The 25,746-nt window shown below is 71.0% G+C and carries 24 protein-coding genes and 1 pseudogene; 20 read left to right on the forward strand and 5 right to left on the reverse strand.

The annotated features are described in order from the left end of the window. Window positions 1-45: 45 nt before the first annotated feature. The 12 genes and pseudogenes from ACH4SI_RS36315 (at window position 46) to ACH4SI_RS36370 (ending at window position 12,499) form a co-directional block, all read left to right on the forward strand. Window positions 46-1,278, forward strand: a complete 1,233-nt coding sequence (locus ACH4SI_RS36315) for an amidohydrolase (protein ID WP_398303631.1) — start codon at window positions 46-48, stop codon at window positions 1,276-1,278. Between the two features lie 134 nt (window positions 1,279-1,412). Beyond that, window positions 1,413-2,444, forward strand: coding sequence for a BMP family protein (locus ACH4SI_RS36320; protein WP_398303502.1), 1,032 nt, complete (start codon window positions 1,413-1,415; stop codon window positions 2,442-2,444). A gap of 85 nt (window positions 2,445-2,529) precedes the next feature. Continuing rightward, entirely contained in the window at window positions 2,530-4,134 is a 1,605-nt protein-coding gene (locus tag ACH4SI_RS36325) for an ABC transporter ATP-binding protein (protein WP_398303633.1), read from the forward strand. After that, entirely contained in the window at window positions 4,131-5,252 is a 1,122-nt protein-coding gene (locus ACH4SI_RS36330; protein ID WP_398303504.1) for an ABC transporter permease, read from the forward strand. The genes ACH4SI_RS36325 and ACH4SI_RS36330 overlap by 4 nt, the downstream gene beginning before the upstream one ends. Beyond that, on the forward strand, window positions 5,249-6,538 hold the full coding sequence (locus ACH4SI_RS36335) for an ABC transporter permease (protein WP_398303506.1): 1,290 nt from the start codon (window positions 5,249-5,251) through the stop codon (window positions 6,536-6,538). The genes ACH4SI_RS36330 and ACH4SI_RS36335 overlap by 4 nt, the downstream gene beginning before the upstream one ends. After that, complete coding sequence (locus ACH4SI_RS36340) at window positions 6,535-6,954, forward strand: cytidine deaminase (protein ID WP_398303508.1); 420 nt, start codon at window positions 6,535-6,537, stop codon at window positions 6,952-6,954. The genes ACH4SI_RS36335 and ACH4SI_RS36340 overlap by 4 nt, the downstream gene beginning before the upstream one ends. Window positions 6,955-7,000: 46 nt before the next feature. Continuing rightward, window positions 7,001-8,278: a thymidine phosphorylase gene (locus ACH4SI_RS36345; protein WP_398303510.1), complete on the forward strand. Its 1,278-nt coding sequence runs from the start codon at window positions 7,001-7,003 to the stop codon at window positions 8,276-8,278. Window positions 8,279-8,605: 327 nt separating this feature from the next. Continuing rightward, window positions 8,606-10,144 carry an ATP-binding cassette domain-containing protein gene (locus ACH4SI_RS36350; RefSeq protein WP_398303512.1) on the forward strand — a complete coding sequence of 513 codons (1,539 nt, stop codon included), beginning with the start codon at window positions 8,606-8,608 and terminating at the stop codon, window positions 10,142-10,144. Between the two features lie 40 nt (window positions 10,145-10,184). Then, the gene (locus ACH4SI_RS36355) at window positions 10,185-10,826 is read left to right on the forward strand and encodes a LysE family translocator (RefSeq protein ID WP_398303514.1); all 642 of its coding nucleotides are present in this window, start codon (window positions 10,185-10,187) and stop codon (window positions 10,824-10,826) included. Window positions 10,827-10,949: 123 nt separating this feature from the next. Next, window positions 10,950-11,492 carry a DUF4232 domain-containing protein gene (locus ACH4SI_RS36360; RefSeq protein WP_398303516.1) on the forward strand — a complete coding sequence of 181 codons (543 nt, stop codon included), beginning with the start codon at window positions 10,950-10,952 and terminating at the stop codon, window positions 11,490-11,492. A gap of 334 nt (window positions 11,493-11,826) precedes the next feature. Further along, a pseudogene (gvpJ, locus tag ACH4SI_RS36365) lies at window positions 11,827-11,904 on the forward strand (gas vesicle protein GvpJ); the annotation flags it as partial. Between the two features lie 283 nt (window positions 11,905-12,187). Further along, window positions 12,188-12,499, forward strand: coding sequence for a CocE/NonD family hydrolase C-terminal non-catalytic domain-containing protein (locus ACH4SI_RS36370; protein ID WP_398303518.1), 312 nt, complete (start codon window positions 12,188-12,190; stop codon window positions 12,497-12,499). Here the strand turns inward: ACH4SI_RS36370 and ACH4SI_RS36375 are convergent. Continuing rightward, on the reverse strand, window positions 12,496-12,843 hold the full coding sequence (locus tag ACH4SI_RS36375; RefSeq protein ID WP_398303520.1) for a MerR family transcriptional regulator: 348 nt from the start codon (window positions 12,841-12,843) through the stop codon (window positions 12,496-12,498). The genes ACH4SI_RS36370 and ACH4SI_RS36375 overlap by 4 nt on opposite strands. 61 nt (window positions 12,844-12,904) lie before the next feature. Between ACH4SI_RS36375 and ACH4SI_RS36380 the strand changes: the two genes are divergently transcribed. Next, window positions 12,905-13,471, forward strand: coding sequence for an RBBP9/YdeN family alpha/beta hydrolase (locus ACH4SI_RS36380; protein ID WP_398303522.1), 567 nt, complete (start codon window positions 12,905-12,907; stop codon window positions 13,469-13,471). 84 nt (window positions 13,472-13,555) lie between these two features. Then, the gene (locus ACH4SI_RS36385) at window positions 13,556-14,665 is read left to right on the forward strand and encodes a hypothetical protein (protein ID WP_398303524.1); all 1,110 of its coding nucleotides are present in this window, start codon (window positions 13,556-13,558) and stop codon (window positions 14,663-14,665) included. Between the two features lie 21 nt (window positions 14,666-14,686). Here ACH4SI_RS36385 and ACH4SI_RS36390 read toward each other — a convergent pair whose 3' ends face one another. Continuing rightward, window positions 14,687-16,042, reverse strand: a complete 1,356-nt coding sequence (locus tag ACH4SI_RS36390; RefSeq protein WP_398303526.1) for a tetratricopeptide repeat protein — start codon at window positions 16,040-16,042, stop codon at window positions 14,687-14,689. A 523-nt stretch (window positions 16,043-16,565) separates the two neighbouring features. Between ACH4SI_RS36390 and ACH4SI_RS36395 the strand changes: the two genes are divergently transcribed. Both ACH4SI_RS36395 and ACH4SI_RS36400 read left to right on the forward strand, forming a co-directional pair. Further along, window positions 16,566-16,736 carry a hypothetical protein gene (locus ACH4SI_RS36395; RefSeq protein ID WP_398303528.1) on the forward strand — a complete coding sequence of 57 codons (171 nt, stop codon included), beginning with the start codon at window positions 16,566-16,568 and terminating at the stop codon, window positions 16,734-16,736. Next, on the forward strand, window positions 16,733-16,945 hold the full coding sequence (locus ACH4SI_RS36400; protein WP_398303530.1) for a hypothetical protein: 213 nt from the start codon (window positions 16,733-16,735) through the stop codon (window positions 16,943-16,945). Before ACH4SI_RS36395 ends, ACH4SI_RS36400 begins: the two co-directional genes overlap by 4 nt. A 281-nt stretch (window positions 16,946-17,226) precedes the next feature. Here the strand turns inward: ACH4SI_RS36400 and ACH4SI_RS36405 are convergent, their stop codons facing one another. After that, complete coding sequence (locus ACH4SI_RS36405; RefSeq protein WP_398303532.1) at window positions 17,227-17,907, reverse strand: PepSY domain-containing protein; 681 nt, start codon at window positions 17,905-17,907, stop codon at window positions 17,227-17,229. A gap of 205 nt (window positions 17,908-18,112) precedes the next feature. After that, on the reverse strand, window positions 18,113-19,405 hold the full coding sequence (locus ACH4SI_RS36410) for an MFS transporter (protein ID WP_398303534.1): 1,293 nt from the start codon (window positions 19,403-19,405) through the stop codon (window positions 18,113-18,115). A gap of 93 nt (window positions 19,406-19,498) precedes the next feature. Here ACH4SI_RS36410 and ACH4SI_RS36415 point away from each other — a divergent pair, with 93 nt between their 5' ends. Then, window positions 19,499-20,452: a LysR family transcriptional regulator gene (locus ACH4SI_RS36415; RefSeq protein ID WP_398303536.1), complete on the forward strand. Its 954-nt coding sequence runs from the start codon at window positions 19,499-19,501 to the stop codon at window positions 20,450-20,452. Here the strand turns inward: ACH4SI_RS36415 and ACH4SI_RS36420 are convergent. Beyond that, window positions 20,409-21,197, reverse strand: a complete 789-nt coding sequence (locus ACH4SI_RS36420) for a TetR/AcrR family transcriptional regulator (RefSeq protein WP_398303538.1) — start codon at window positions 21,195-21,197, stop codon at window positions 20,409-20,411. The two genes, ACH4SI_RS36415 and ACH4SI_RS36420, sit on opposite strands and share 44 nt — an antisense overlap. Window positions 21,198-21,407: 210 nt before the next feature. On the opposite strand from ACH4SI_RS36420, the gene ACH4SI_RS36425 reads away from it, so the two are divergent. The 3 genes from ACH4SI_RS36425 to ACH4SI_RS36435 all read left to right on the forward strand — a co-directional run bounded on the left by ACH4SI_RS36425 (window position 21,408) and on the right by ACH4SI_RS36435 (window position 25,745). Continuing rightward, window positions 21,408-22,718 carry a UDP-glucose dehydrogenase family protein gene (locus ACH4SI_RS36425; RefSeq protein WP_398303635.1) on the forward strand — a complete coding sequence of 437 codons (1,311 nt, stop codon included), beginning with the start codon at window positions 21,408-21,410 and terminating at the stop codon, window positions 22,716-22,718. A gap of 98 nt (window positions 22,719-22,816) precedes the next feature. Further along, the gene (locus tag ACH4SI_RS36430) at window positions 22,817-24,058 is read left to right on the forward strand and encodes a glycosyltransferase (RefSeq protein ID WP_398303540.1); all 1,242 of its coding nucleotides are present in this window, start codon (window positions 22,817-22,819) and stop codon (window positions 24,056-24,058) included. A 58-nt stretch (window positions 24,059-24,116) separates the two neighbouring features. Beyond that, window positions 24,117-25,745 (forward strand): MDR family MFS transporter, encoded by a 1,629-nt coding sequence (locus ACH4SI_RS36435; protein ID WP_398303542.1) that lies wholly within the window; start codon window positions 24,117-24,119, stop codon window positions 25,743-25,745. Window position 25,746: the final 1 nt, after the last annotated feature.

Genomic DNA, 25,746 nt, shown 5'->3' on the forward strand with positions numbered 1-25,746 from the left:
GCTCCACCCCAAGGTCGTTCTACGCTTCCTTGGGTGAAGCAATTGATGTCCCTCGATGAGACCGCTGCCACACCGTCCGCCGACAAAGGGTTGCCCGGCGCGCTTCCCGATGAGCTGCGCGCCGAACTGATCGCCTTCCGGCGGGACTTGCACATGCACCCCGAGCTGGGGAACTGTGAGTTCCGCACCACCGCAGCCCTCAAGGCGCGGCTGGAGAAGGCGGGCCTCGAACCCCGCGTCCTGCCCAGCGGCACCGGCCTCATCTGTGACATCGGCCCCTGGGGCAGCCCCTCGGCGGTCCTCCCGGCCCTGGCCCTCCGCGGCGACATCGACGCCCTGCCCATCCCGGACACCAAGACCGTCCCGTACCGCTCGACCGTCGCCGACCGCGCGCACGCCTGCGGCCACGACGTCCACACCACCGTCGTCCTCGGCGCCGGTCTGGTCCTCGCCGAGCTGGCCCGCGAGGGACGGCTGCGGCGCCCGGTGCGGCTGCTGTTCCAGCCCGCCGAGGAGGTCCTGCCGGGTGGCGCCGCCGACGCGATCGAGGGCGGTGCCCTGGACGGCGTCGGCCGGATCCTCGCCCTGCACTGCGACCCCAAGGTCGAGGTCGGCCGGATCGGGCTGCGCACCGGCCCCATCACCTCGGCCTGCGACCGGCTGGAGATCTCCCTCGACGGCCCCGGCGGCCACACCGCCCGCCCCCACCTCACCACCGACCTGGTCACCGCGACCGCCAAGGTGATCACCGAGGTGCCCGCGCTGCTGGCCCGCCGGGTCGACGCCCGCTCCGGCCTCGCCGTCACCTGGGGCCGGGTCCAGTCCGGCCACGCCTGCAACGTCATCCCGCAGCACGCCGAGCTGTCCGCCACGGTCCGCTGCCTGGACCTGCCCGCCTGGCGCGCCGCCCCGGACCTGGTGCACGCCGCGGTCGACGAGGTCGCGACCCTCCACCGCGCCAAGTCGGAGATCAACTACATCCGCGGCGTCCCGCCCGTGGTCAACGAGGACACCTCCACCGAGCTGCTGCGCGACGCGATGGTGGCCCGCCGCGGCTCGTACGCGGTCGAGGACACCGAACAGAGCCTCGGCGGCGAGGACTTCTCCTGGTACCTGGAGAAGGTGCCCGGCGCGATGGCCCGGCTCGGCGTGCGCAGGGTAGGCGACACCACCCGGCGCGATCTGCACGCGGGCGACTTCGACGTGGACGAGGGCGCGATCGAGGTGGGCGTCGAGCTGTTCACCGCGGCCGCTTTGCTTGATCGAAACGTTCCGTAGACCAGGCTGTTACGAGAGGTTCGCGACGATCCGATAACGGCTTCGGCGCGGGCCTTTTTCTGGAATCTACGCGCGTTACGATGCGGCGGAGCCAGCGCCGCAGAGAGGCGCTTCGAGATTCAGAGGGGACCCTCGTGCGCCGGGTATCCACGATAGCTGTCGCGGGCATTGCCACCGCGGCTCTCGCAATGTCCGTCACCGCCTGTGGCAGCAGTTCCGAAGAAGGAAGCAAGAATGCCGGCGTCGGCCTCGCCTACGACGTCGGCGGCCGCGGCGACCACTCCTTCAACGACTCCGCCGCCAAGGGCTACGACCGCGCCCGGAAGGACTTCAAGGTCAAGGGCAAGGAGCTGACCGCGAAGGACGGCGACACCGACGCCGACCGCTACGACAAGCTGGCCAGCCTCGCCGAGGCGGGCTACAACCCGGTCGTCGGCGTCGGCTACGCGTGGACCCCCTCGCTGACCAAGGCCGCCAAGAAGTACCCCGACACCGACTTCGCGATCGTCGACTCCGTCGTCGACGCCAAGAACGTCGCGAGCCTGGTCTCCGCCGAGCACGAGGGCTCGTACCTCGCCGGGGTCGCCGCCGGGCTCAAGACGAAGACCAACAAGGTCGGCTTCATCGGCGGCACCGACAGCGCGCTGATCAAGAAGTTCGCGGGCGGCTTCCAGCAGGGCCTGAAGGACACCAACCCCAAGGCCTCCCTCGACGTCCAGTGGGTCCAGGTCGGTTCGCCCAAGGGCTTCGGCATGCCGGACCGCGGCAAGGACATCGCCGAGGGCATGCTCTCCAACAAGGCCGACGTGATCTTCTCCGCGGCCGGTGGCTCCGGCGCGGGCGCCATCGAGGCGACCGGCAAGAAGAAGGGCACCTGGTCGATCGGCGTCGACGGCGACCAGTACTACGACAAGGGTCTGGCCCAGTACAAGAACTCGATCCTGACCTCCATGGTCAAGAACGTGGACGGTTCGGTCTACGACTTCATCAAGAGCGTCGTGAAGACCAAGAAGCCCGAGAGCGGCGTGCAGTCCTACGACCTCAAGCGCGGCGGCGTCGGCCTCTCCTACTCCGGCGGCTTCATCGACGACATCAAGCCGAAGATCGAGGCGGCCAAGAAGAAGATCGTCGACGGCAAGATCAAGGTCGCGGACACCTACAAGTAATCGGTCCTCGCAGCCGAGGAACTGACGGGGGCGTGCTCTTGGGCGCGCCCCCTGCCTCTCCAGCCCCGCCCCTCAGGAGTGCGCCATCAAAGCCGCCAGCCCACCCAAGGGCGCCCCCGCCGGTGACGTTACGGACACCGCCGTCCAACTTCGCGGAATCACCAAGCGGTTCCCCGGAGTCGTCGCCAACCACGACATCGACATCACCGTGCGACGCGGCACCGTGCACGCCCTCGTGGGCGAGAACGGCGCGGGTAAGTCCACCCTGATGAAGATCCTCTACGGGATGCAGCGCCCCGACGAGGGCACCATCGAACTCGACGGCGCACCCGTGGAACTGCACTCCCCGGCGGACGCCATATCCCGCGGCGTGGGCATGGTGCACCAGCACTTCATGCTCGCCGACAACTTCACCGTGCTGGAGAACGTCGTCCTCGGCGCGGAGAAGCTGCACGGCATCGGTGGCAAGGCGCGCGCCCGTATCAAGGAGATCTCCGACGCCTACGGCCTCGGCGTCCGCCCCGATGTCCTGGTCGAGGACCTGGGCGTGGCGGACCGCCAGCGCGTGGAGATCCTGAAGGTCCTCTACCGGGGCGCCCGCACCCTCATCCTCGACGAGCCCACCGCGGTCCTCGTCCCGCAGGAGGTCGACGCGCTCTTCGCCAACCTCCGCGACCTCAAGGCCGAGGGCCTGACCGTCCTGTTCATCTCCCACAAGCTGGGCGAAGTCCTCTCCGTGGCCGACGACATCACCGTCATCCGGCGCGGTACGACGGTGGCCTCGGTCGTCCCCTCCGAGACCGACCCGCGGCGGCTCGCCGAGCTGATGGTCGGCAGCGAACTGCCCTCGCCCGAGACCCGCGAGTCCACCGTCACCGACACCGAGATGCTGCGGCTGCACGGGGTACGGCTCACCGCCACCGATGTGGACGGCGTCGAGCGGGCCGTCCTGGACGACATCGGCTTCGCCATCCGCAAGGGCGAGGTCCTCGGCATCGCCGGGGTCGAGGGCAACGGCCAGGCCGAACTGGTCGAGGCCATCATGGGTATGCGCGACCCCGACGAGGGCACCATCACCCTCGACGGCGCCGACATCTCCCACGCCCCCACCCGCAAGCGGCGCGAGGACGGCATCGGCTACATCCCCGAGGACCGCCACCGGCACGGCCTGCTGCTGGAGGCCCCGCTGTGGGAGAACCGCATCCTCGGCCATGTCACCGAGGCCCCCAACAGCAAGGGTGGCCTCCTCAACCCGGCCGCCGCCCGCCGCGACACCGAGCGCATCGTCGCCGCGTATGACGTCCGCACCCCCGGCATCGAGGTCACCGCGGCCTCGCTGTCCGGCGGCAACCAGCAGAAGCTGATCGTCGGCCGCGAGATGAGCCACCACCCCAAGCTGCTCATCGCCGCGCATCCGACGCGCGGCGTGGACGTCGGCGCGCAGGCGCAGATCTGGGACCAGATCCGCACCGCGCGCCGCGAGGGCCTGGCCGTCCTGCTGATCTCCGCCGACCTGGACGAACTGATCGGCCTGTCCGACACCCTGCGGGTCATGTACCGGGGCCGCCTTGTCGCCGACGCCGACCCCGCCACGATCACCCCGGAGGAGCTGGGCTCGGCCATGACCGGCGCGGCCTCCGGCCACCTGGAACACTCCGCGGCGGAGACGGCCGGGGGAGAGGACCGATGAAGAAGTTCGACAAGGAGCGGGTGCTCCTCGCGGTCGCGGCCCCGCTGCTCGCGCTCGTCGCCGCGTTCCTGCTGACCGCCCTGGTGCTGGCCGCCACCGGCAAGGCGCCGTTCGACGCCTTCGGCATCATGTTCGACTACGGCATCAAGGCGGACAGCCAGGTCTACATCCTCAACAAGGCGACCACGTACTACCTGGCGGGTCTCTCGGTGGCCATCGGCTTCCGGATGAACCTGTTCAACATCGGCGTCGACGGCCAGTACCGGCTCGCCGCCTTCTTCGCCGCCGTCGTCGGCGGGGCGCTCAAGCTGCCGGGCCTGGTGCAGATCCCGCTGATCATCCTCGTCGCCATGCTCGTCGGCGCGATGTGGGCGTCCATCGCCGGACTGCTCAAGGTCTACCGCGGGGTCAGCGAGGTGATCAGCACGATCATGCTGAACTCCCTCTCGGGCATCCTCATCAGCTATCTGCTGGTGGACGGCCGCCTGGCCGATCTCGACAAGCAGACCAACATCGTGGCCACCGACCCGCTGCCCTCCTCCAGCCACTTCTTCACCATCCCGGCGGGCGGCGACCTCGACCCCGTCTTTGGCTTCATCGTCGTCGCCGCGCTCGCCGGGGCCGGGTTCTGGTTCCTCCTCGGCCGCACCAGCTTCGGCTTCGACTTGCGCGCGGTGGGCCGCTCCGAGTCCGCCGCCCAGGCGAGCGGCGTGGACGTCAAGCGCATGGTGCTCACCAGCATGCTGCTCTCCGGCGCGATGGCCGGGCTCATCGGCATGCCCACCCTGCTCAACGACACCCACCAGTTCACCTCCGACTTCCCGGCCGGGATCGGCTTCACCGGCATCGCCATCGCGCTCCTCGGCCGCAACAACCCGGTCGGCATCGCGCTGGCCGCGGTGCTGTGGGGCTTCCTGGAGCGCGGCGCCAACCGGCTGGAGTTCGAGGGCTACGACAAGGAGATCGTCGGCGTCATGCAGGGCGTGATCGTCCTGTGCGTCGTCATCGCGTACGAACTGGTGCGCCGCTACGGGCTCAAGCGCCAGCAGCAGCGGGTCGGCGCGGAACTCGCCGCCCAGGCGCGTACGAACGACGAGAAGAAGGAGGTGGCGGTATGAGCGCCACGGCTACCGCCACCAAGAACACCACCGCGCCCGGGAAGAAGCCCGGCTCCCGGATGTCCGTCGCCAAGGTGCTGCTGATCATCGCCGGGACGCTGGTCGCGCTGTCCGTGCTGCGCGCCCTGGCCGGCGGCGGGCAGCAGTCCGCCTTCGAGAACATCACCTCCTCCGGCCAGATCGGCGCCGCCCTCTCCATGGCCGTGCCCATCGGGCTCGCGGGCCTCGGCGGGCTGTGGGCCGAGCGGGCGGGCGTCGTCAACATCGGCCTCGAAGGCATGATGATCCTCGGCACCTTCTTCGGTGCCTGGGCGGGCTACCAGACCAACCCCTGGGTGGGCGTCCTCGCCGGGGTCCTCGGCGGCGCGGTCGGCGGCCTGGTGCACGCGATCGCCACCGTCACCTTCGGCGTGGACCACATCATCTCCGGTGTCGCGATCAACATCCTCGCGCTCGGCGCCACCACCTACCTCGCCAAGCGCTGGTTCGAACCGCTCTCCGACCTCGGCGGCAGCCCCAAGCAGTCCCCGCAGGTCGACGACATCGCCTCGTTCACCGTGCCGGGCCTGTCCGACGGGCTGGCCACCGTCGAGAACCACCACTGGTTCCTGGTCTCCGACCTCGCGGGCCTGCTCGGGGGCCTGGTCACCGACATCTCCGCGCTGACCATCGTCTCGATCCTGCTCTTCGCGGGCACCTTCTTCGTCCTGTGGAAGACCTCGTTCGGGCTGCGGCTGCGGTCCTGCGGCGAGAACCCCACCGCCGCCGAATCCCTCGGCGTCAACGTCTACCTCTACAAGTACGCGGCCGTCGTCATCTCCGGCGGCCTCGCCGGACTCGGCGGCGTCTTCCTCGCCCTCGTCCGCTCCCACATCTACAACGAGGGCCAGACCGGTGGCCGCGGCTACATCGGCCTCGCCGCCATGCTCTTCGGCAACTGGCGGCCCGGCGGCCTCGCCATGGGCGCGGGCCTCTTCGGCTACTCCGACGCCCTCCAGCTGCGCAACGGCGGCCCCACCGTCCACGCGCTGCTGCTCCTGGTGGCCCTCGGGCTCGCCCTCCTGGCGGGCTGGCGGCTCTACCGTAAGAGGTACGTCGCGGGCGCGGTGTCCGGCGCCGCCGCGATCGTGCTGGTGCTGTGGTACGCCCTGACGGAGACCGTGGCCAACGACCTGGTCCCGGCGACCCCGTACATCGTCACCCTGCTGGTCATGGGGCTCGCGGCGCAGCGGCTGCGGATGCCCAAGGCCAACAACAAGCCCTACCGGAAGGGACAGGGCACATGACACCACCCGCCGCGGCGGCTCCCGACTGGGAGGCGCTGCGCACCGCGGCCCGGGACGCCATGTCCCGGGCCTACGCCCCCTACTCCCGCTTCCCCGTGGGCGCCGCCGCCCTCGTCGACGACGGCCGCACGGTCAGCGGCTGCAACGTGGAGAACGCGGCGTACGGCGTCGCGCTGTGCGCCGAGTGCGGCCTGATCTCCGCCCTCTTCGCCACCGGCGGCGGCCGCCTCACCGCCTTCACCTGCTGCGACCGTGACGGGGCCGTGCTGATGCCGTGCGGCCGCTGCCGCCAGCTGCTGTGGGAGCACGGCGGCCCCGAACTCCAGGTGGACACGGCGTCCGGCATCCGCCCGCTCGCCGAACTCCTCCCGGACGCGTTCGGCCCGGCCGACCTGGCCCGCATCAGCGCCCCGTAACCACGTCGCCCCCCGCGACACGCCCGTACGAAAGGCCCCTCCGCACATGGACGCCATCTCCGTCATCCGAGCCAAGCGCGACGGCGGCCGCCTGAGCGACGCCCAGATCGACTGGATCATCGACGCCTATACGCGCGGCGAGGTCGCCCACGAGCAGATGTCCGCCCTCGCGATGGCGATCTTCCTGCGCGGCATGGACCGCGCGGAGATCGCCCGCTGGACCGCCGCGATGATCGCCTCCGGCGAGCGGATGGACTTCTCCTCGCTGCCCCGCCCGACGGCCGACAAGCACTCCACGGGCGGCGTCGGCGACAAGATCACCCTCCCGCTGGCGCCCCTGGTCGCCGCCTGCGGGGCCGCCGTACCGCAGCTCTCCGGCCGGGGCCTCGGCCACACCGGCGGCACCCTCGACAAGCTGGAGTCCATCCCCGGCTGGCGCGCCTCGCTCTCTAACGACGACATGCTCGACGTGCTGCGCTCCGTGGGCTCCGTCATCTGCGCGGCGGGCGACGGCCTCGCGCCCGCCGACAAGAAGCTCTACGCCCTGCGCGACGTCACCGGCACGGTGGAGTCGATCCCGCTCATCGCCTCCTCGATCATGTCCAAGAAGATCGCCGAGGGCACCGGCTCCCTGGTGCTGGACGTCAAGGTCGGCTCCGGCGCCTTCATGAAGGACATCGACTCCGCCCGCGAACTGGCCACCACCATGGTCGGTCTCGGCACCGACCACGGCGTCCGCACCAGCGCCCTGCTCACCGACATGGCCACCCCGCTCGGGCTGACCGCGGGCAACGCGCTCGAAGTCCGCGAATCCGTCGAGGTCCTGGCGGGCGGCGGCCCCGCCGACGTCGTCGAACTCACCCTCGCCCTCGCCCGCGAGATGCTCGACGCGGCCGGTCTCCCCGACGCCGACCCCGCCAAGGCCCTCGCCGACGGCACCGCCATGGACCACTGGCGGCGCATGATCGCCGCGCAGGGCGGCGACCCCGACGCGTCGTTGCCGGTGGCCCGCGAACAGCACGTCGTCACCGCGGAGTCCAGCGGCGTCCTCACCCGCCTCGACGCCTACGCGGTCGGTGTCGCCGCCTGGCGGCTGGGCGCCGGGCGCGCCCGTAAGGAGGACCCGGTGCAGGCGGGCGCGGGCATCGAGATCCACGCCAAGCCGGGCGACGACGTCAAGGCCGGGCAGCCCCTGCTGACCCTCCACACGGACACCCCTTCGGCGTTCGCGTACGCCTTGGAGGCCCTGGACGGCGCCACGGATTACGCCCTGGCGGACACCGCCTTCACGGCGCGACCGATCGTTCTGGAGCGCATCGGCTGAGGCGCCAACCGAGGGGGAGCGGCGCGTATTTCGTTTGATCGCGCCGCGCCCTCCCCCGTATCGTCGTCCCCATGTTCACAGCCACGTGGTACGTGAGGCTCCGCACCCGCCGCTGACGGCGGCGCACCGAGCGGATCCACGTCTCCCTGCCCGCCGTTCCGGCCTTCCGCCGGGCGGCGTCTTTTCTGCTGCCCGGCTCCATCCCGAGCTGCGGAGCACCCTGTGTCATCCCTTCCCCCCGCGGGCTCTTCGAGCCTGCCCCCGAACGCCCATCTGCGCGCCGATGACGTCACCGTCACCCGTGGCGCACGGCATATCCTCCGGCGCGTGTCCGTCACCGTCTCGGCCCGCTCCCGGCTGGCCGTCGTCGGCGAGAACGGCCGAGGCAAGACCACGCTGCTGCATGTGCTCGCCGGTTTCCTCGCGCCCGACAGCGGCACGGTGCACCGGGCGGGCACCTTCGGCCTCGCGCGGCAGGCCCTGCACTCCCGCTCCGGCGAAACCGTCGGGATCCTGACCGCCGAAGCACTTCGCAGCGCCCACGCGGCCCTGCGCGCCCTGGACCTGGCCTCCGCCGACCTCGCCCGGGGCGCCGACGGGGCGGACGACCGGTACGCCTCCGCGCTGGAGGCCGCCACGCGGCTGGACGCCTGGGACGCCGAACGGCGCGTCGACATCGCCCTGGAGGCCCTGCACGCGTGCACCGACCGGACCCGCGAGCTGGCCACCCTGTCGGTGGGACAGCGCTACCGGGTGCGGCTGGCCTGCCTGCTGGGCGCCCGGCACGACCTCCTGCTGCTCGACGAGCCGAGCAACCACCTCGACGCCGACGGCCTGGCCTTCCTCACCGACCGGCTGCGCGGCCACGGCGGGGGCGTCGCCCTGGTCAGCCATGACCGCGCCCTGCTGCGCGACGTCGCGCGGGAGTTCCTCGACCTGGACCCCACCCAGGACGGGCGCCCCCGCCTCTACTCCGGTGGCTACGACGCGTGGCAGGACGGCCGCCGCCGCGACCGCGAGCGGTGGGTCCAGGACCACGAGGAACAGCAGGCCGAACACCGTCGCCTGACCCTCGCGGTCGACCGGGCCCGCGACCGGCTCACGTCCGGCTGGCGCCCCGACAAGGGGACCGGCAAGCACCAGCGCCAGTCCCGGGCGCCGGGCGTCGTGCAGGCGCTCCACCGCGAGCGGGAGGCCCTGGAGGCGCACCGCGTCACCGTTCCCGAGCCGCCGCTGTCGCTGCGCTGGCCCGATCTGGCCACCCGTACCGGCTCGGCCCTGGTCCGCGCGCGGGACGTGCGCGTCACCGGCCGGCTCACCGGCCCCGTCACCCTCGACATCGACGGCGGCGACCGGCTGCTCATCACCGGCGAGAACGGATCCGGCAAGTCCACCCTGCTGTCGGCGCTCGCCGGTGCCCTCACCCCGACGAGCGGTACGGTGCGCCACCTACCCGGTGCGCGGGCGGCCATGGTCGCCCAGGAAGTCCCGGCCTGGCCCGGTGAGTTCACCGCCCGGCAGGTGTACGACGAGCATGTGGGGCGCCTGCTGGTCCACGGCGCGGTGCCCGAGCGCGACCTCGTATCCCTGGGCGCGACCGGCCTGCTGGACCGCGAGGCGATGCGCACCCCGGTGGCCCGCATGTCGCTCGGCCAGCAGCGACGTCTCGACCTGGCCCTGTGCCTGGCCACCCGCCCCCACCTGATCATCTTCGACGAGCCCACCAACCATCTCTCGTCCGTGCTCGTCGACGAACTGACCACCGCCCTGCTGGGCACACCGGCCGCCGTCATCGTCGCCACCCACGACCGGCAACTCCTGACCGACCTCGCGGCCTGGCCGCGCCTGCACCTCACGCGGAACTAATCGCTGGGCGGCAACGGCGTCCGTCCCTACGCTGACCCGTATGCCGCCCACCGACCGACTGCCCGCCTTCGCGGCGATGTCGCTGCTGCTGATCGTGGTCCCCGGCCCCAGCGTGCTGTTCGTGATCGGACGCGCGCTGGCGCAGGGCCGCCGCGCCGCCCTGACCTCCGTCCTCGGCAACACCCTCGGCGCGTACACCCTCGTCCTGGCCGTGGCGCTCGGGGTCGGGACGCTCGTGGAGCGCTCGGTCCTCGTCTTCACGACGCTCAAGCTGGCGGGCGCCGCGTACCTGGTGTACCTGGGCGTGAAGGCCATACGCGGGCGCCGGACCCTCCCCGCCGCACTCACCGGCGACGGCCCCGCCGCCCACGGCGGCCTGCGCACCTTGGCGGAGGGGTTCGCGGTCGGCGTGGCGAACCCGAAGACCATCGTCTTCTTCGCCGCCGTCCTCCCTCAGTTCGTCGACCGCGACCAGGGCCACGTGGCCCTCCAGATGCTGCTGCTCGGCCTGGTCTTCAACGCCATCGCCCTCGCCTCCGACAGCGTCTGGGGCCTGGCCGCCGCCACCGCCCGCGGCTGGTTCACCCGCTCCCCGCAGCGTCTCGCCCTGGTCGGCGGCGTCGGCGGCCTCACGATGATCGGCCTCGGCGTCACGGTCGCCGCAACGGGCCGCAAGGACTAGGGAGTTGGACAGAAAATAATCTCCGGCACACCGAACCTCCCCCGGGTATCGCACATCTTCAGCTGCGTAGGCGCGCACTGATCTCGCGCCCCCGATTCGTATGCGAGGGGAACCCCGAACATCATGAAGAGCAAGCTGACCGCTGTGGCCCTTGCGGCTCTCGTCGTCGCCGGCACTGCCGCCACCGCCATCCCGGCCTCGGCCGCCCCCGCCAAGGCCGCGCCGACCCGCTGCCACACCGCCGACCTGAAGGCCGGCTTCGCCACGGGGGAGGACGCGAGGCCGGAGATGGAGCAGACCGAGAAGCAGACCCAGGCGCACATCTGGTTCACCAACCAGAGCAATCGCACCTGCACCCTGTCCGGCTTCGCCGGTGTCGACATGGTCGGCGCTCAGCAGACCGACGGCACGTGGTCGCTGGCGCGCTCCTCCAAGACCCCCGAGAAGATGACCCTGGAGCAGGGGGACACGGTGGACTTCAGCATCACCCTGCTCCCGGTGGCCGGGTCCACGCCGCAGAAGGAGAAGTTCGTTCCGGCGAAGTTCCTGGTCACCCCGCCGAACGAGACGGAGCACTTCACCCTGAAGTGGCCGTTCGGCGGCCAGATCCTCAAGCAGGACGGTGCCACCCACCCGGCCACCTACCTCAACCCGATCGGGCTGTAACCCTCTCCGCGCTTCCTTCAGCGCCGGTGGTGGCCACCGCAGGACTCCCGGAGTGAAGCCTCCGGGTGGTGTGGTGGCCACGTCTGACGCGCGGCCTGGTCTGGACGCCGCCACCGCGACGCACGTCCACCTGCTCAGCGCTCATTTCGAACTCGTAGGCGATGTCCTCGACCGTCTCCCCGGCTTCCCACAGGTCGGTGATCGGCGTCCCACGCCAGGTAGCGGAGGTAATGGACACCACCTCTTGGATGGGGACCTGCCCATCCCGGGCCCTGCCCGTCGGTGAATCTGTCGACCATGAGCCACCTCCCTTGGGCGTCCGTTCAGCACCCTGCTGGACAAGGGCCTCGTGCTGAACGCGGACATCATGGTGTCGGTCGCCGGGGTGGAACTGCTGGGCATCCGCCTGCGCGCGGTGCTGGCCTCGTTCGAGACGGCTGCCCGTTACGGTCTGGAGTTCCCCTCCGGCACGGACACGGAGACCGCCGCGTGGCGTCGGACGCGCGAGGAGAAGGAGACCTGCCCGGCGTGCGACAAGCGCGTTCCCGTCGAGCAACTGCTGAATGAGTGGTGCCCCTGGTGCGGATGGCGCAGCGCCCAGGCCCGGTTGCGGGACGGCTCCGGACACGCCCCCGAGGCCATCACCGAAGGCGGGCCCGACGAGGCGGCCGTCCCGTCCCCGGCCGAGGAGCGGCATGGACCTCACCGAGGGCATCGTCCGCTGCCGCTTCCACCGCTCCTACGAGAAGCCGGAGTCGCTCACTCCGGGCCAGGTGTACGAGATCGAGGTCACCGCCCCCGGCACGGCGAACCGCTTCGCCGCCGGCCACCGCATCCGGCTCGACATCTCCTCCAGCAACTTCCCCCGCTTCGACGTCAACACCAACACCGGCCCGAACCGGAAGCCGCCGCCCGCCGCACCGCCATCGCCGCGAACACCGTGCACATGGACGCCGCACACCCCTCCCACCTGCGGGTGTGGGTGGAAGGAGGAGCGGAGGCCCTAGGCGGACGTGAGCTCGCTCAAGCGTCGTTGCGTGGCGCGGAGTTCGGCTTGTCTGGCGTCGAGCCGTCGGGCCAAGGCGACCAGCTCGGCTCGTAGGGCGGGGCACATCTCCAGGGTGGTGCCGTGTTCGCCGCTGCGGGCGCAGTCGAGGTATTGCCCGATGGTCGAGGTGTTCAAGCCGGCGGAGATCATCGTCCTGATCTGCATTACGCGGGTGACATCGGACTCGGTGTAGTTCCGGTACCCGCTGCTGTCACGAGCCGGGACCAGAAGTCCCCGGTCCTCGTAGTGACGTAGCGCTCGCGTGCTCACCCCGGTCAGCTCGGCGAGTTCGCTGATCAGCACCGTTACTTCCTCCCCATCGGCTTGACCTTCACGCTGACGTGAACCCATACCGTCCTGCGGCATGACAACAGGAACAACCCAGCGGCGTGCCTCGATCATCCACGGCTACGGGGCATCCCCCGAAGACCACTGGTTCGGCTGGCTGGGCGAGCAGCTCGACGCCCACGGCATCGTGACCACGATCCCGGCCCTTCCGAACCCACAAGACCCGGACCCCGCACAGTGGACGGAAGCCGTACGCACCGACGTGGGAACTCCCGACGAGAACACGATCGTCATCGCGCACAGCCTGGGCTGCCTGACGGTGCTGCGCCACCTGCGATCACTTCCGGCCCCTTGGCGCCTCGGCACCCTCGTGCTGGTCTCCGGATTCGTCGACCAGCTGCCCGCGCTTCCGGAACTGAACTCCTACATCGGAGACGGCTGCGACGTGGAGGAACTCACCCACCACGTCGATCGACTGACGATCCTCCGGTCGGACGCGGACCCGTACGTTCCCCCTGGTCACACCGACCGTCTTGCCGGCCTGCTCGGGATCTCCGCAGAGGTGGTCCCCGGAGCCGGTCACTTCCTCGCCTCTGACGGCGTCACATCACTGCGCGAAGCCCTCGAAGCGATCGCACCGTAAGGGACATTCCGGGATTCACCGGAGCGGCGTAATGTCCGGTAAAGGGGCCGGTCGCGGCCCAACGGGCGGGAGGGGAAAACGAGGGTGGCGGACCGGTTATCGAGAGCGCGCCGCACGCGGGAGTGGCTGCCGGCCACTGTTGTCGGCCTGCTGTGCGTGCTGCTCTCCGCCGGGCTGTTCGCCACCGTGCCGGGCGCGCTGGCGGACGCGCGCGCGTACGCCGCCGCCCCCGCCTGCGCGGGCGGCACCCGGCCGGACGCGTGCACGGTGACGGTTCCGGCGACCGTCGAGGGCACGGAGGGCGAGCCCAGAGGCAAGAGTGTCCGTCACTGGCTCCTCGTCACCGAACGCGGCTCGGACACCGAGCGGCGCGTGCGCATGGCCGGGTCGCGGCCGGTGTACGACGCCGTGCGCACCGGCGACGAGGTGACGCTGACGTACTGGCGGGGCGAGATCCGCACCGTGCGGTTCGGCGCAGCCGCCCAGGAGACCCATGCCTCGCCGGCCGACGACTGGCGGCTTCCCACGGCCTTCGGCCTGCTGGCCCTGCCGTTCGGGCTCGCCATGCTCCTGACCGGCTGGGCGTACCGCCACCGCCGTCCCTCCGCGGCACGAACCGTCCCCTGGGTGTCCACCGTCGGGCTCGTGGCGGGCGCCCTCCTGAGCTGTGTCGGCTCTCTCGGGGGCATGCTCGGCGGCAGCGTACGGGACGCGTTCATGATCACGGCTGCCGGCATTCCGCCCGCCGTCGGCCTGGCGGCCCTGTACGCGTGGTGGTCTCGCCGACGTGCGGTCCGCGCCGCGGACACCAGCGACATCGTCGCGCTTCCCGCCACGGAGCGGCGATGTGTGCGCGCGTCGGTACACGGAGACGTCCCGTACAGCGGGCACGGCTGCGACCACGTGGTGATCGGGGACGGCCGCCCGGCGGCCACCCCGGACCCCACGGGGCACTTCGCCCGCAGGACGCTTCCGGAGACGCTGACCATGCGGCACGTGCGGGGGCTGGGGCCCGATGACCCGACTGACTGGCACAAGAGCTACGAGTACGACGGCCTCGTCATCGAATGCCAGGACGGCGACCGGCCGGTGCTTGTCGTCACCCGGCGGCGTGACGCCCCCTGGATCCTCGGCGCCCTGGCGACCCCGGAGGCGTCCCGCGAGCCTGTGATGCAGGTCAGCTCGCTGTCATAACGGAGCCGTTCTCTTCTGGGATCAACCCAGCTGTGAGGCCGGAACAATGGTGCGGGCGCGCTCGTGCAGTTCGCGTGCCGCCCGGTTTTTCAGGTGCGGGCGGACCATTGAGAACATGTCACGGATCTGCTCGTCGCATCGCCCCGATCGAACATCGGGGTAGTCGTCAAGGCACGAATCCCAGGTGGCGCACGCTTCTTCGAGATATCCGGTTTCGCATTGCCGAGATGCCAACCTGGCGGTCTCCAGGACGCGGCGGCGTCGCCGGTGATCCCCGGTCAATGACGCGACGTATTCACGCATGGGCGAGATCGATGCGGACGCATCTCCCAGACCGTATGTCACCTGCGCCACGTAGCGAGTCAGGGTCGGAGGGCTGAAGTGTCCGACCACCACCTTTCCGTATTCGGGCTCTGCCTGAGACATCGCCTTTTCTGTTCGCCGCAAGTGGGTACCAGCGCTGGAGCGCTCACCTGCAACGGCGGCCGCATACGCCTGCTGAGCGGCCAGGTGCGCACGCATATTGGGGCTGGCGGCGGGGGCCGCATCGGCCGCGGCGTCGGCCAGGCGTAATGCTGATGGGCCGTGTCCCAGATTCGCGGCCTGGGAGCTCATGCCATGCAGGGTGAGGCAGTATCCCGATTGGTCGTCCGCCGCACCGGCGAGCTCCAGCGCTTTGACGTAATACTTCTGGGCCGTGCCGTGTAGTCCTTCGTCAACGGCCATGTAGCCGATCAGGTAGCACAGTTCCGAGGCGGCGGACAGCATCCTTTTGCGCACGTCGTCGGGTGCTTGTGCCTTGAGGTGGGGCACCACGACGTTGACGAGGAACGATGCCGCACTGGGGAGTGCGATGCGCCCCCCTCGCGCGTAGTCCAGCTCGGAAAGTCGCTTGGTTACGTCCGTGACCAGCTCGACGTCGGGCATTCCCATGCGGTGTGTCTTGCCGGTCGGGATGGATTCGAGGCGCCCCGCCACCTCTGGCCACCCAGGTACTGCCAACGCGGCGGAGAAGAGGCTCGCTCCGAGCACACTTCGGCGGGACGGGTCCATGTCGAGCCTCCCCAGGGCAGCTAACTCTTCAACGGTATTGATGCCCGGATCGCCGTTCGGCTCATCCCTCGGAGTAGCGAAACCGGCGTCCGCGTGGGTGATCGGCCGACGCAACCGGCGGGCCAGTGCTTCGAGGATCAGCGTGCGTCGTTCCTCGTTCGGAACGTGTCCCTTGAGCCAGGTGTGAGCGGTCTGAGGCGTGTACGTCGTCGGGGTCCCGCGCTCCGTGCCGACGCGGTTGACCGCCTGGGCGAACTGGCGCAGCGTCCACCCCGTCTCGCGGAACAACCGCTCAAGGTCCTGGTTCGGCACCCGGTTCGCCATGCCCCCACCCTCCCGCGCGCACAGAGCATTTGACGCTTTTGAAAGCTGACGCGGCTTTCACAGTACCGCTCTGCGTAGTGGCGCGGTTGCCTAGAGCGAGAACGCAGGCATGGTCAACGCTGAAATGGAGCGTCAAGAGTGAAGAAGGCTATTGCCCGGATCCTTGAATGGGGGCTGCGACTGTGGCTACCCGCCCCGGAGCCCCATGAGGCAACCTGTGCCCCGAAACGTACCCCGGCACCGGCTGCCCAGCCTCGTCTGTCGGTCTTTGTCTGCGCCGTGGGCCCTCCGACGCTCCCGCTCCCGCGCGTCCCCGTCGCCGACCGTTTCCCCATCGCGTGGGACACCGAGCCCGTGCCGTTTTACATCGTCCGGTACGACCAGCAGCGTCGGGCGCTGGAAGCGACGCGGTGAGCGCGGACGCGCCGCCTCCGCCCGAGCGCCCCACTCCGAAGGAGTTGGACCAGCGCGCGGAATCCCTGAAAAGGAAGATCGACAAGCACCTCGGCCGGGGGAGTGGAGCATGACTGAGGAAACCCCGCCCTGCGCGGAGTGCCAGAAGTACACCGCGCTGCGTGAGAAGGCGAAGCGGTCCGGGGATTACCGGGCCGCGGCCGACTACGAACTGCTGCGCCGTCAGCACCCCTCCCACGAAGCGCCGTCCGTGACGGCGCGTTGGGGGCTGCCCGCGTGAACAAGGCGATGCCGTACGAAGGGCCGCAGCTGGGGCAGGAGGCTTACGACGCCGTCACAGGACGGGCCGGCGTGCTCCAGGCCATCTGCCACGTCAGCGAGCTTGCCTTCGACCACGGGATGCCGGGGCCGCTCGTCGCGTTCCTCCGCCCCGAGAAGGGCGGACAGGAGTGGACGGCCGACCCAGGGAACCTCCGCCGTCCCGAGTGAGTACGGAGGTGCCGCCCGCAGCGGCTCGGCGCACCTACCGAACGTCCTCTGGGACCAAGTGGAACAGGCTCTGCTCCTGTGGCGGGACGCGGGGGCGCCGGACCTGACGGAGTGCGGGATGACCGCCACTCCCTTCGAACAGACCGTGTGGATCGGCTCTCCGGAGGGGCCCAGCCGGCAGCTCCCGGTCTGACCGCTCCGGAACGGGCGAAGGGGCCGCGCCCGCCGGACAGTGGCGGGGGCGGCCCCTTCGGGTTCGGGGGGCGTCAGGCGCGTGCCGATCAGTCGTCGTCGCCGTCGTTCTGGTCGTCGTCCTGGTCGACGTGCTGGGCGAGGACCTTGCCGTCGGCCGCGTCGACGGTCACCTCGTGGCTCTTGTGGTCCTTGCCGAGGACATCGAACTCCCAGGTGGCGGAGCCGCCCCGGTCGTTGTCGTCCAGGCCGTAGGAGGTGACGGTGCCGGGGGTGGCCTTCAGGGCCTGGGCGGTGGCCTTGGCGTAGCCGGTCTTGTCGGCCTTCAGCAGGGCCTGGGTCTCGGCGGCGTCCTCGGCTGCGTCGTCGTCGCGGTCGGTGTGCCGGTCCAGGACCTTGCCGTTGCCCGCGTCGATCGTCACGTCGTGGTTCTTGTGGTCCTTGCCGAAGACGTCGACCTCCCAGACGAGGGAGCCGTTGCGGTCCGCGTGGTCGAGTTCGGCGGAGGTCGCGGTGCCGGGGACGGCCTTCAGGGCCGCCGCCGTGGCCTCGTCGTAGCTGACCTTGTCGGCCTTGACCTGCGCCCGGTCCTCGGCGGTGTCGTCCAGGTGGCGCTGAGCCTGGGTCAGCTGGACCGAGGACTTCGGCGCCGGGCCGTCGTCGTCCGCGAAGGCGGTCGCGGCGCCCGTGCCGCCGATCAGGGCAATGGCGGCGGCCGTGGCGAGGACGACGGCGCGGGGGGCGAGCGTGCGCTTGGCGTTGGCCTTCATGGGGACGGTTCCTCCGGTTCGTGTCGCGGTTGCGGTCCGTCGGCGGGCCCTGTCGCGCCCTTCCGACGCCCACTACGTTGCCGAACCGGACCTGAAGGGACGCTGAAATCCTGAAGCGGTCTTCAGGTTGCCGCAAGCAGAACGGGCGAAGGGGCCGCACCCGCCGGACAGTGGCGGGGCGGCCCCTTCGAGCTGAGGGGTGGCGTTACGCGTGGGCGTGGGCGGGGGACATGGCCCGCCGTTCGACCCGCGCCTTGCGCGTCCCGTACAGGGTGATCGCCGTGGCGCCGACGACGGCCAGCAGGCCGAGGGCGACGGTGCCGGTCCAGCCGCCCGTGTGGAAGGCCATGGCGCCGAGCGTGCCGCCCGCGCTGCTGCCGACGTAGTACGAGGTCTGGTAGAGCGCGGCGGCCTGGGCGCGGCCCGTCTTCGCGGTGCGGCTGACGGCCGAGGAGGCGGCGGCGTGGCCCGCGAAGAAGCCCCCGGTGATCAGGACCAGACCGAGCAGGACGAGCGCCAGCGCGTCGGCGAGGCTCAGCAGGAGACCGGCGGTGGTCATGGAGACCGCGACGTACAGGGCGCCGCGCCGGCCGAGGCGGCCGACCAGCTTGCCGGTGGCGGCGGAGGAGACCGTGCCCACCAGGTAGATCAGGAAGATCGAGCCGATCATGCTCTGCGAGAGCCCGAAGGGCTCGGCCACCAGCCGGTAGCCGATCACCGTGTAGACGCCGCCGAAGACGGTCATGAAGAGCGCGCCGATGGCGTACAGCCGGCACAGCAGCGGGTCGGACAGGTGCCGGCGCACGGTGCGGGCCAGGGCCCGGGGGCTGACCGCGGCGGGGGTGAAGTTCCGGGCCTTGGGGATCAGCAGCCGGAAGGCGATCCCGCACACCAGCGCCATGGCGCCGACCGCCGCGAGGCCCATCCGCCAGCCGTAGCCGTCGGCGACCCAGCCGGTGATGAGGCGGCCGCTCATGCCGCCGACGCTGTTGCCCGCCACGAACAGGCCGATCGCGCCGACCAGCGCCCGCGGTTCGACCTCCTCGGAGAGGTACGCCATCGCGGAGGCCGGGATTCCGGCGATCGCCGCGCCCTGGACCGCGCGCAGCGCGATGAGCCAGCCCAGGTCGGGGGCGTACGGCACCACCAGCGCGACCGTCACCGCGACCGTCAGCGAGACCGTCATCATCGTGCGTCGGCCGAACCGCTCGGACAGGGCACTCAGCGGGACGACCATCAGCGCCAGCGCCAGCGTGGCCGCGGACACGCTCCAGCTGGCGGCTTCGGCCTGCACGTGGAGGTCGTCGGAGATCGCGGGAAGCAGCGCCTGCGTCGAGTAGAGCAGGGCGAAGGTGGCGAGTCCGGCCGTGAAGAGCGCGAGTCTCATCCGGACGTAGCCGGGGCGGCCGGGTGCCATGCGCTCGGGGGTGGAGGAGACGGGCGGGGCGGAGGCGTCCACGCGACGGTGGGTGGACGCCCCGGTATCAGCAGGAGGCATGGTTCGACCGTAGGACGCGGGCATTGATGCGTCCAATGCACGGAATCGCGATAATCGATCCACAGGAGCATCAGCAGAGGTCCAGGGGTGTTTATGTCACGCATCAGCAATGAAAACGACATTCCGGTGACAGTCGAGATCGAGGCCGAATCGTGGGCGGGGGCCCTGACACCCCGCCTCGCCCAGTTCGCCGCGGTCGCCCGCCACGAGCATGTCACCCGCGCCGCCCAGGAGCTGGGCGTGCCGCAGTCGACGCTCAGCCGGGCGATGGTGCGGCTGGAGGAGGACCTGGGCGTGGCGCTGTTCGCCCGCCGCGGCCGTACGGTGGCGCTCACTCCGGCGGGGCGTACGTTCCTGCGCTCGGTGGAACGGGCGCTGGCCGAGGTGGACCGGGCCGCCGAGTCCGTACGGGCCGACGCGGACCCGGCGGCGGGCCGCGTCGCGTTCGGCTTTCTGCACACGCTGGGTTCGGAGACGGTACCCGGCCTGATCCGCGGCTTCCGCGTCGACCACCCCCGGGTCCGCTTCCAGCTGGTCCAGAACTACGGCCAGGCGATGATCGAGCGGATGCGCGAGGGGGGTCTCGACCTGTGTCTGACCTCGCCCGTTCCCGACGCTCCCGACCTGGTCGCGCGCCGCCTGGACGAGCAGCGGCTGCGGCTGGTGGTGCCGGACGACCACCGGCTGGCCGGCCGCCGCCGGGTGCGGCTCGCCGAGGCGTCGGCGGAGCTGTTCGTGACGCTGGAACCGGGTTACGGGCTGCGCCGGATCACCGACGCCCTGTGCGCGGAGGCGGGCTTCACGCCGAAGATCGCGTTCGAGGGGGAGGAGGCCGAGACGCTTCGTGGTCTCGTCGCCGCCGGGCTGGGCGTGGCGCTCCTCCCGCCGCCCGCCGTGCCCCGCCCGGGCGTCGCGGAGCTGACGGTCACGGCGCCGCGCGCGGTCCGGGAGATCGGCGTGGCGTGGCTGGACGGCCACCCCGACACGCCTCCGGTGGCCGCCTTCAAGCGGTTCCTGCTGAGCCGCCGCGGTCAGCTTCTCGACTGAGGTCTTCCGGGCCGAGCTCTTCCGAGCAGGGGGCTTCCGGGCAGGGGGCCTCCGGGCAGGGGGCTTCCGGGCCGAGCTCTTCCGAGCAGGGGGCTTCCCGGCCGGGGTTCTCCCGGCTGAAGTCCGCGGCGTCCGGGCTGATCAGGACGTCGACCCCGGCCCGCAGGAACTGTTCGAAGACCTCCTGGTTCTCCGCCGAGGCCAGCGCCGGGGTCTGGATGGTGCCGCGCATCAGGCTCGTGCCGAGCACCCAGGCCACCAGCAGCTCGGCCCGCACCTCGGCGTGCGGTCCCTCCAGCCGGGCGGCGAACCGCTTGGTGAAGATGTCGGAAAGCTCCTCGCGCAGCCGGCCGATGGCCTCGTCGCGGCTGGAGGAGCGGAGCACGGTGAGCACGGGGTGCGGGAAGTCGGCGTCCTTGGGCTCGCCGGCGATCAGGGCGCTGAACCAGTCCGCGACGCAGTGCAGGGGTACGTCGAGCAGTGGCTCGAACACCCTGGACTTGCTCGACACCGTCTCGAACAGCGCTTCCTTTGAGCCGAAGTACCGGTAGACGAGCGCGGCGTCCACGCCGACGTCCCCGGCGATGTCGCGCACGCTGGTGCCGTCGTAGCCGTACCGGCCGAAACGGAAGGCGGCGGCGGACATCAGGGCGGTGCGGGTCCGTTCCGCGCTGCGCTTGCGCATGGGCGTGGCGGCGGGCCCGGAACAAGCCCCCGAAGTCCGGTCGTTCGCTGGTTCGTTCACCCGATAACTCCTCGCGCAGTACGCCCTGGTACGGCCGTTCGCCGATCGCCCATCCTCCAGGCTCTGCTGACTGTCTCAAAGTCACCGATCGTTGTCAGCGCTTGTTGACTTTCCAATCGGTGCACGCGCACGATGATCGATAAGTCAACGATCGATGACTTAGGGGTTGGGAGATCAACTGTGTCTGATGTATCGGATCGACATGTCGCCGTGATCGGAACCGGCTATGTCGGACTGACCACCGGCGCCTGTCTGGCGTCCCTCGGCCACCACGTGGTGTGCGCGGACGCCGACTCCCAGAAGGTCCAGCGGCTGCGGCGGGCCGAGGTCGACATCCTCGAACCCGGGCTGCCGGACCTCGTCCGGGACACCGTGGCCACCGGCCACCTGGAGTTCACGCAGGACACCGCCGCCGCCGTGGCGGACGCGGACGTGGTGTTCCTCTGCCTGCCGACGCCGATGGGCGCCGGCGGCGCGGCCGACCTGGCCGCCGTCGAGACGGTGGCCGGGGAGATCCGGACCGTCCTGCCCGACGGCAGCGTGGTCGTCAACAAGTCCACCGTGCCCGTCGGCACCGCGCAGCGTGTCGCGGACCTGCTCGGCCGCCCGGACGTGACGGTGGTGAGCAACCCGGAATTCCTCCGCGAGGGCCGGGCCGTCCACGACTTTCTCCACCCGGACCGCATCGTGATCGGCGCCGGGAAGGAAGCGGACCGGGAGGCCGCCCAGCGCGTGGCCGACCTGTACGGGGCGCTCGACGCGCCCGTGGTGCTGACCGACGCCGCCAGCGCCGAACTGACCAAGTACGCGGCCAACTTCTTCCTCGCGATGAAGCTGTCCTTCGCCAACAACCTGGCCACCCTCTGCGAACACTTCGGCGCCGACATCGGCGACGTCACCGACGGCATCGGCCACGACCCCCGTATCGGCCCCGCGTTCCTGCGGCCCGGCCCCGGCTGGGGTGGCTCCTGCCTGCCCAAGGACACCCACGCCCTGCTGACGATCTGCCAGGAGGCCGGGGTGGACTTCCCGCTGCTGCGGGCCACCATCGAGACCAACGTCGAGCACCAGCACCGGCTGGTCGAGCGCATCGCGGCCGAGCACGGCAGCGGTGACGGCTCGCTGCGCGGCGCACGGCTCGCCCTGCTCGGCCTGACGTTCAAGGCGGGCACCTCCGACCTGCGCGACTCACCGGCGCTGGCCATCGCCCGGCTCCTCAAGGAGCGCGGCGCCGAACTCCTCGCCTACGACCCGGCGTTGGGGGGCGCCACCCGCCCCGACCTCAGCGACCTGCTCACCCTCGTCGACGATCCGCTGGACGCGGCGGCCGGTGCGGACGCGTGCGTCGTCCTCACCGAGTGGCCGCAGCTGCGGGACCTCGACTGGGAGGCCATCGCCGGGCGGCTCGCCACCCCCACCGTCCACGACTTCCGCAACCTCCTCGACCCGGCCCGGCTGGAGCGTGCCGGGCTGCGGTGGCACGGCGTCGGCCGTACGCCCCTGCCGGCACTCCACGGCTGAATCCGGCTGAGGACGGCCGAAGCCGGAAACGCGGCTGAAGCCGCACGTCACCGCATCCCGAGCACGCATCCCGTCACCGAACAGAAAGGGTCCACCCCATGCGGGTCCTGTGCACCACAACCGGCAGCCCCTCCCACGGGCGTGCCCAGCTGCCCCTGCTCCGCGCGCTCGCCGCGGCCGGACACGAGGTGCTGGTGGTCACCAACCCCAGCCTGGCCTCGGTCTTCCAGGACGATGACCTCCGCCTGGACACCACCATGCCCGACCTCGACCCCCGGGCCCGGATGATGGAGCGCGCCGACGAACTGGCCGCGCTGCCGAAGGACGACACGGCCGTCCTGCACGGCGCGATCGCGAAGCTGTTGTTCCGCGGCATGGCCGAGACCGGGGCGAAGATCTCCCTGGAGGGCGTCTTCCCGCTGGCCAAGGAGTTCCAGCCCGACCTCATCCTGCGCGACGGCTTCGACCTGGGTGCCGTCCTGATCGCCGAGCGGCTGGGCATACCCCATCTGCCCACCCCCTCCGGCGCCATGAACATCCTCGACCCGGCCGATGTGCTGCCGTACTTCAACGCCACCCGCGAAGAGGTCGGGCTGCCCACCTACGACGACCCGCTGTCCGTCGTGCCGCACGGGCGCGTCGACTGCGTGCCGCCGGAGTTCACCTTCGCCCGGAACCTGCCCCCGACGTGGTCGTACCGGCAGACCGTCGATGTCGAGCGGGCGTCCGTCCTGCCGCGCTGGGTCGCCGAACTCCCCACCGACCGGCCGCTGGTGTACGCCGCCATCGGCACCGCGCTGCCGAAGATGCTCGAATTGAGCAACGACGCGAACGACGCACCGGAAGGCGCCCCCGAAGGCGCCGCGCCGCCCTTCGAGTTCCCGGACCCCACCGCCGCGCTGCGCACCATCGCCGACGCCCTGTCGCGGCTTGAGGACTGCACCGTCGTCCTCACCACCTCGGGCATCCCGCTGGACACCGACGGCCTCCCGTCGCACGTCCACGTCACCGAGCGGCTGCCGCAGCCGATCCTGCTGGAGTCCGTCGACCTGTTCCTCACCCACGGCGGCTTCAACAGCATCCGCGAGTCGCTGCGCACCGCCACCCCGCTGGCCGTCCTGCCGCAGTTCGGCGACCAGCACGCCAACGCGCTCCGGGCGCAGGAGCTGGGCATCGGCCGGGCCGTCACCGACACCGCGCCGGACGCCATCGCCGCCGTCTGCCGGGACGTCCTCGCCGACGACTCCATCGCCGCCCGGGCCCGTACGGCACGGCTGGCGATGCTGGCCATGCCGGGCATCGAGGCCGCGGTCGGCGACCTGGAGAAGCTCACCGCATAGCCCGCCCCGCTGCCTGTCAACGGTACGAAGCGACCCCCGGGAAGAGACGGACCTCCTCGTGACCACCTCCGACACGACCGAGCGGGGCGCGGCCCCCGACGCGGACGGCCCGACCGTACGGCTCACCCACCGCCAGATCACCACCGTCATGTCGGGTCTGGTGCTCGGGATGTTCCTGGGGGCGCTCGACGGGACCGTGGTGTCGTCCGCGCTGCGCACCATCGCGGACGACCTCCACGGCCTCACCGCCCAGGCCTGGGTGACCACGGCCTATCTGATCACCGCGACCATCGCGACCCCGCTGTACGGCAAGCTCTCCGACATCCACGGCCGCCGCCCGGTCTACCTGGCCGCGATCGTGCTGTTCACCATCGGGTCGCTGCTGTGCGGGATCGCCACCTCGGTGTACGAGCTGGCGGCCTTCCGGGCGGTGCAGGGCCTGGGCGGCGGCGGGCTGATGTCGCTCGCCATGACGATCATCGCCGACATCACCTCGCCCCGGGAGCGCGGCCGCTACCAGGGCTACTTCATGGCGGTCTTCGGCGGTTCCAGCATCGTCGGGCCGCTCGTCGGCGGGGCGCTGGCGGGTCGCGAGACCCTGCTGGGGATCGACGGCTGGCGCTGGATCTTCCTGATCAACGTGCCGCTGGCGATCCTGGCCATCACCGTGATCCTGCGTGTGCTGCGCTTCGTCCCGCACCGCCCGGTGCGGCACCGGCTGGACTACGGCGGCGCGGCCGCGCTCGCCGTCGGTCTCGTTCCGCTGCTCACCGTGGCCGAGCAGGGGCGCAGCTGGGGCTGGGGCGCGCCGCTGTCGCTGGCCATGTACGTGATCGGGGTGCTGGGCCTGGCCGGGTTCGTGCTGGTGGAGCGGCGGATGGGGGACGCGGCGCTGCTGCCGCCGCGGATGTTCGGCATCACGTCGTTCCGCCTGGGCACGACGCTGCACTTCATCGTCGGCATCGGGATGTTCGGCGCGATGACGACGCTGCCGCTGTATCTGCAGCTGGTCAAGGGCATGAGCCCGATCGAGGCCGGTCTCGCCACACTGCCCACCGTCGCGGCGAACCTGACGGTCACGCTTCTCGTCGGCCGGCTGATCTCCAGGACCGGGCGGTTCAAGGTCTACCTGGTGACGGGGATCGGCTCGTTCGCGGCCGCCATGGTCGTCTACGCGACGCTGGGGGTGGACAGCCCGCTGTGGCACGTCTCCCTCGGCATGGTGTTCATGGGCGCCGGGCTGGGCGCGGCGATGCAGACGCTCACCACCCTCGCCCAGAGCGAGGTGCCCCGGAAGGACATGGGCGCCGCGACCGCGGGGGTGAACTTCTTCCGTTCCAACGGCGGCACGGTGGGCGCCGCCGCGTTCGTCTCCATCCTCTTCTCGTTCGCGGGGACGCGGATCGGCGACCGCTTCACCGAGGCGCTTCAGCAGCCCTCGTACCGCACGCTCGCCGAACGGCCCGCCAACGCGGAGGCGCTGAAGGCCGCCGTCGGCCCCGGTGGCAAGGTCAACCTGGAGGACTCCGCCTTCCTGCACACCCTCGACCCGCGGGTCGCCCAGCCGTTCCTGGAGGGGTACGTCAGCTCCCTGCGGATCGTGTTCCTCACCGGCGCCGCCGTGATCCTGCTGGCGTTCCTGATCGCCGCCCGTCGGGTGCCGAACCTCACGCTGTCGGACGAGTAGA

Source organism: Streptomyces sp. NPDC021212, from assembly GCF_044332925.1.
Classification (GTDB): Bacteria; Actinomycetota; Actinomycetes; order Streptomycetales; family Streptomycetaceae; genus Streptomyces.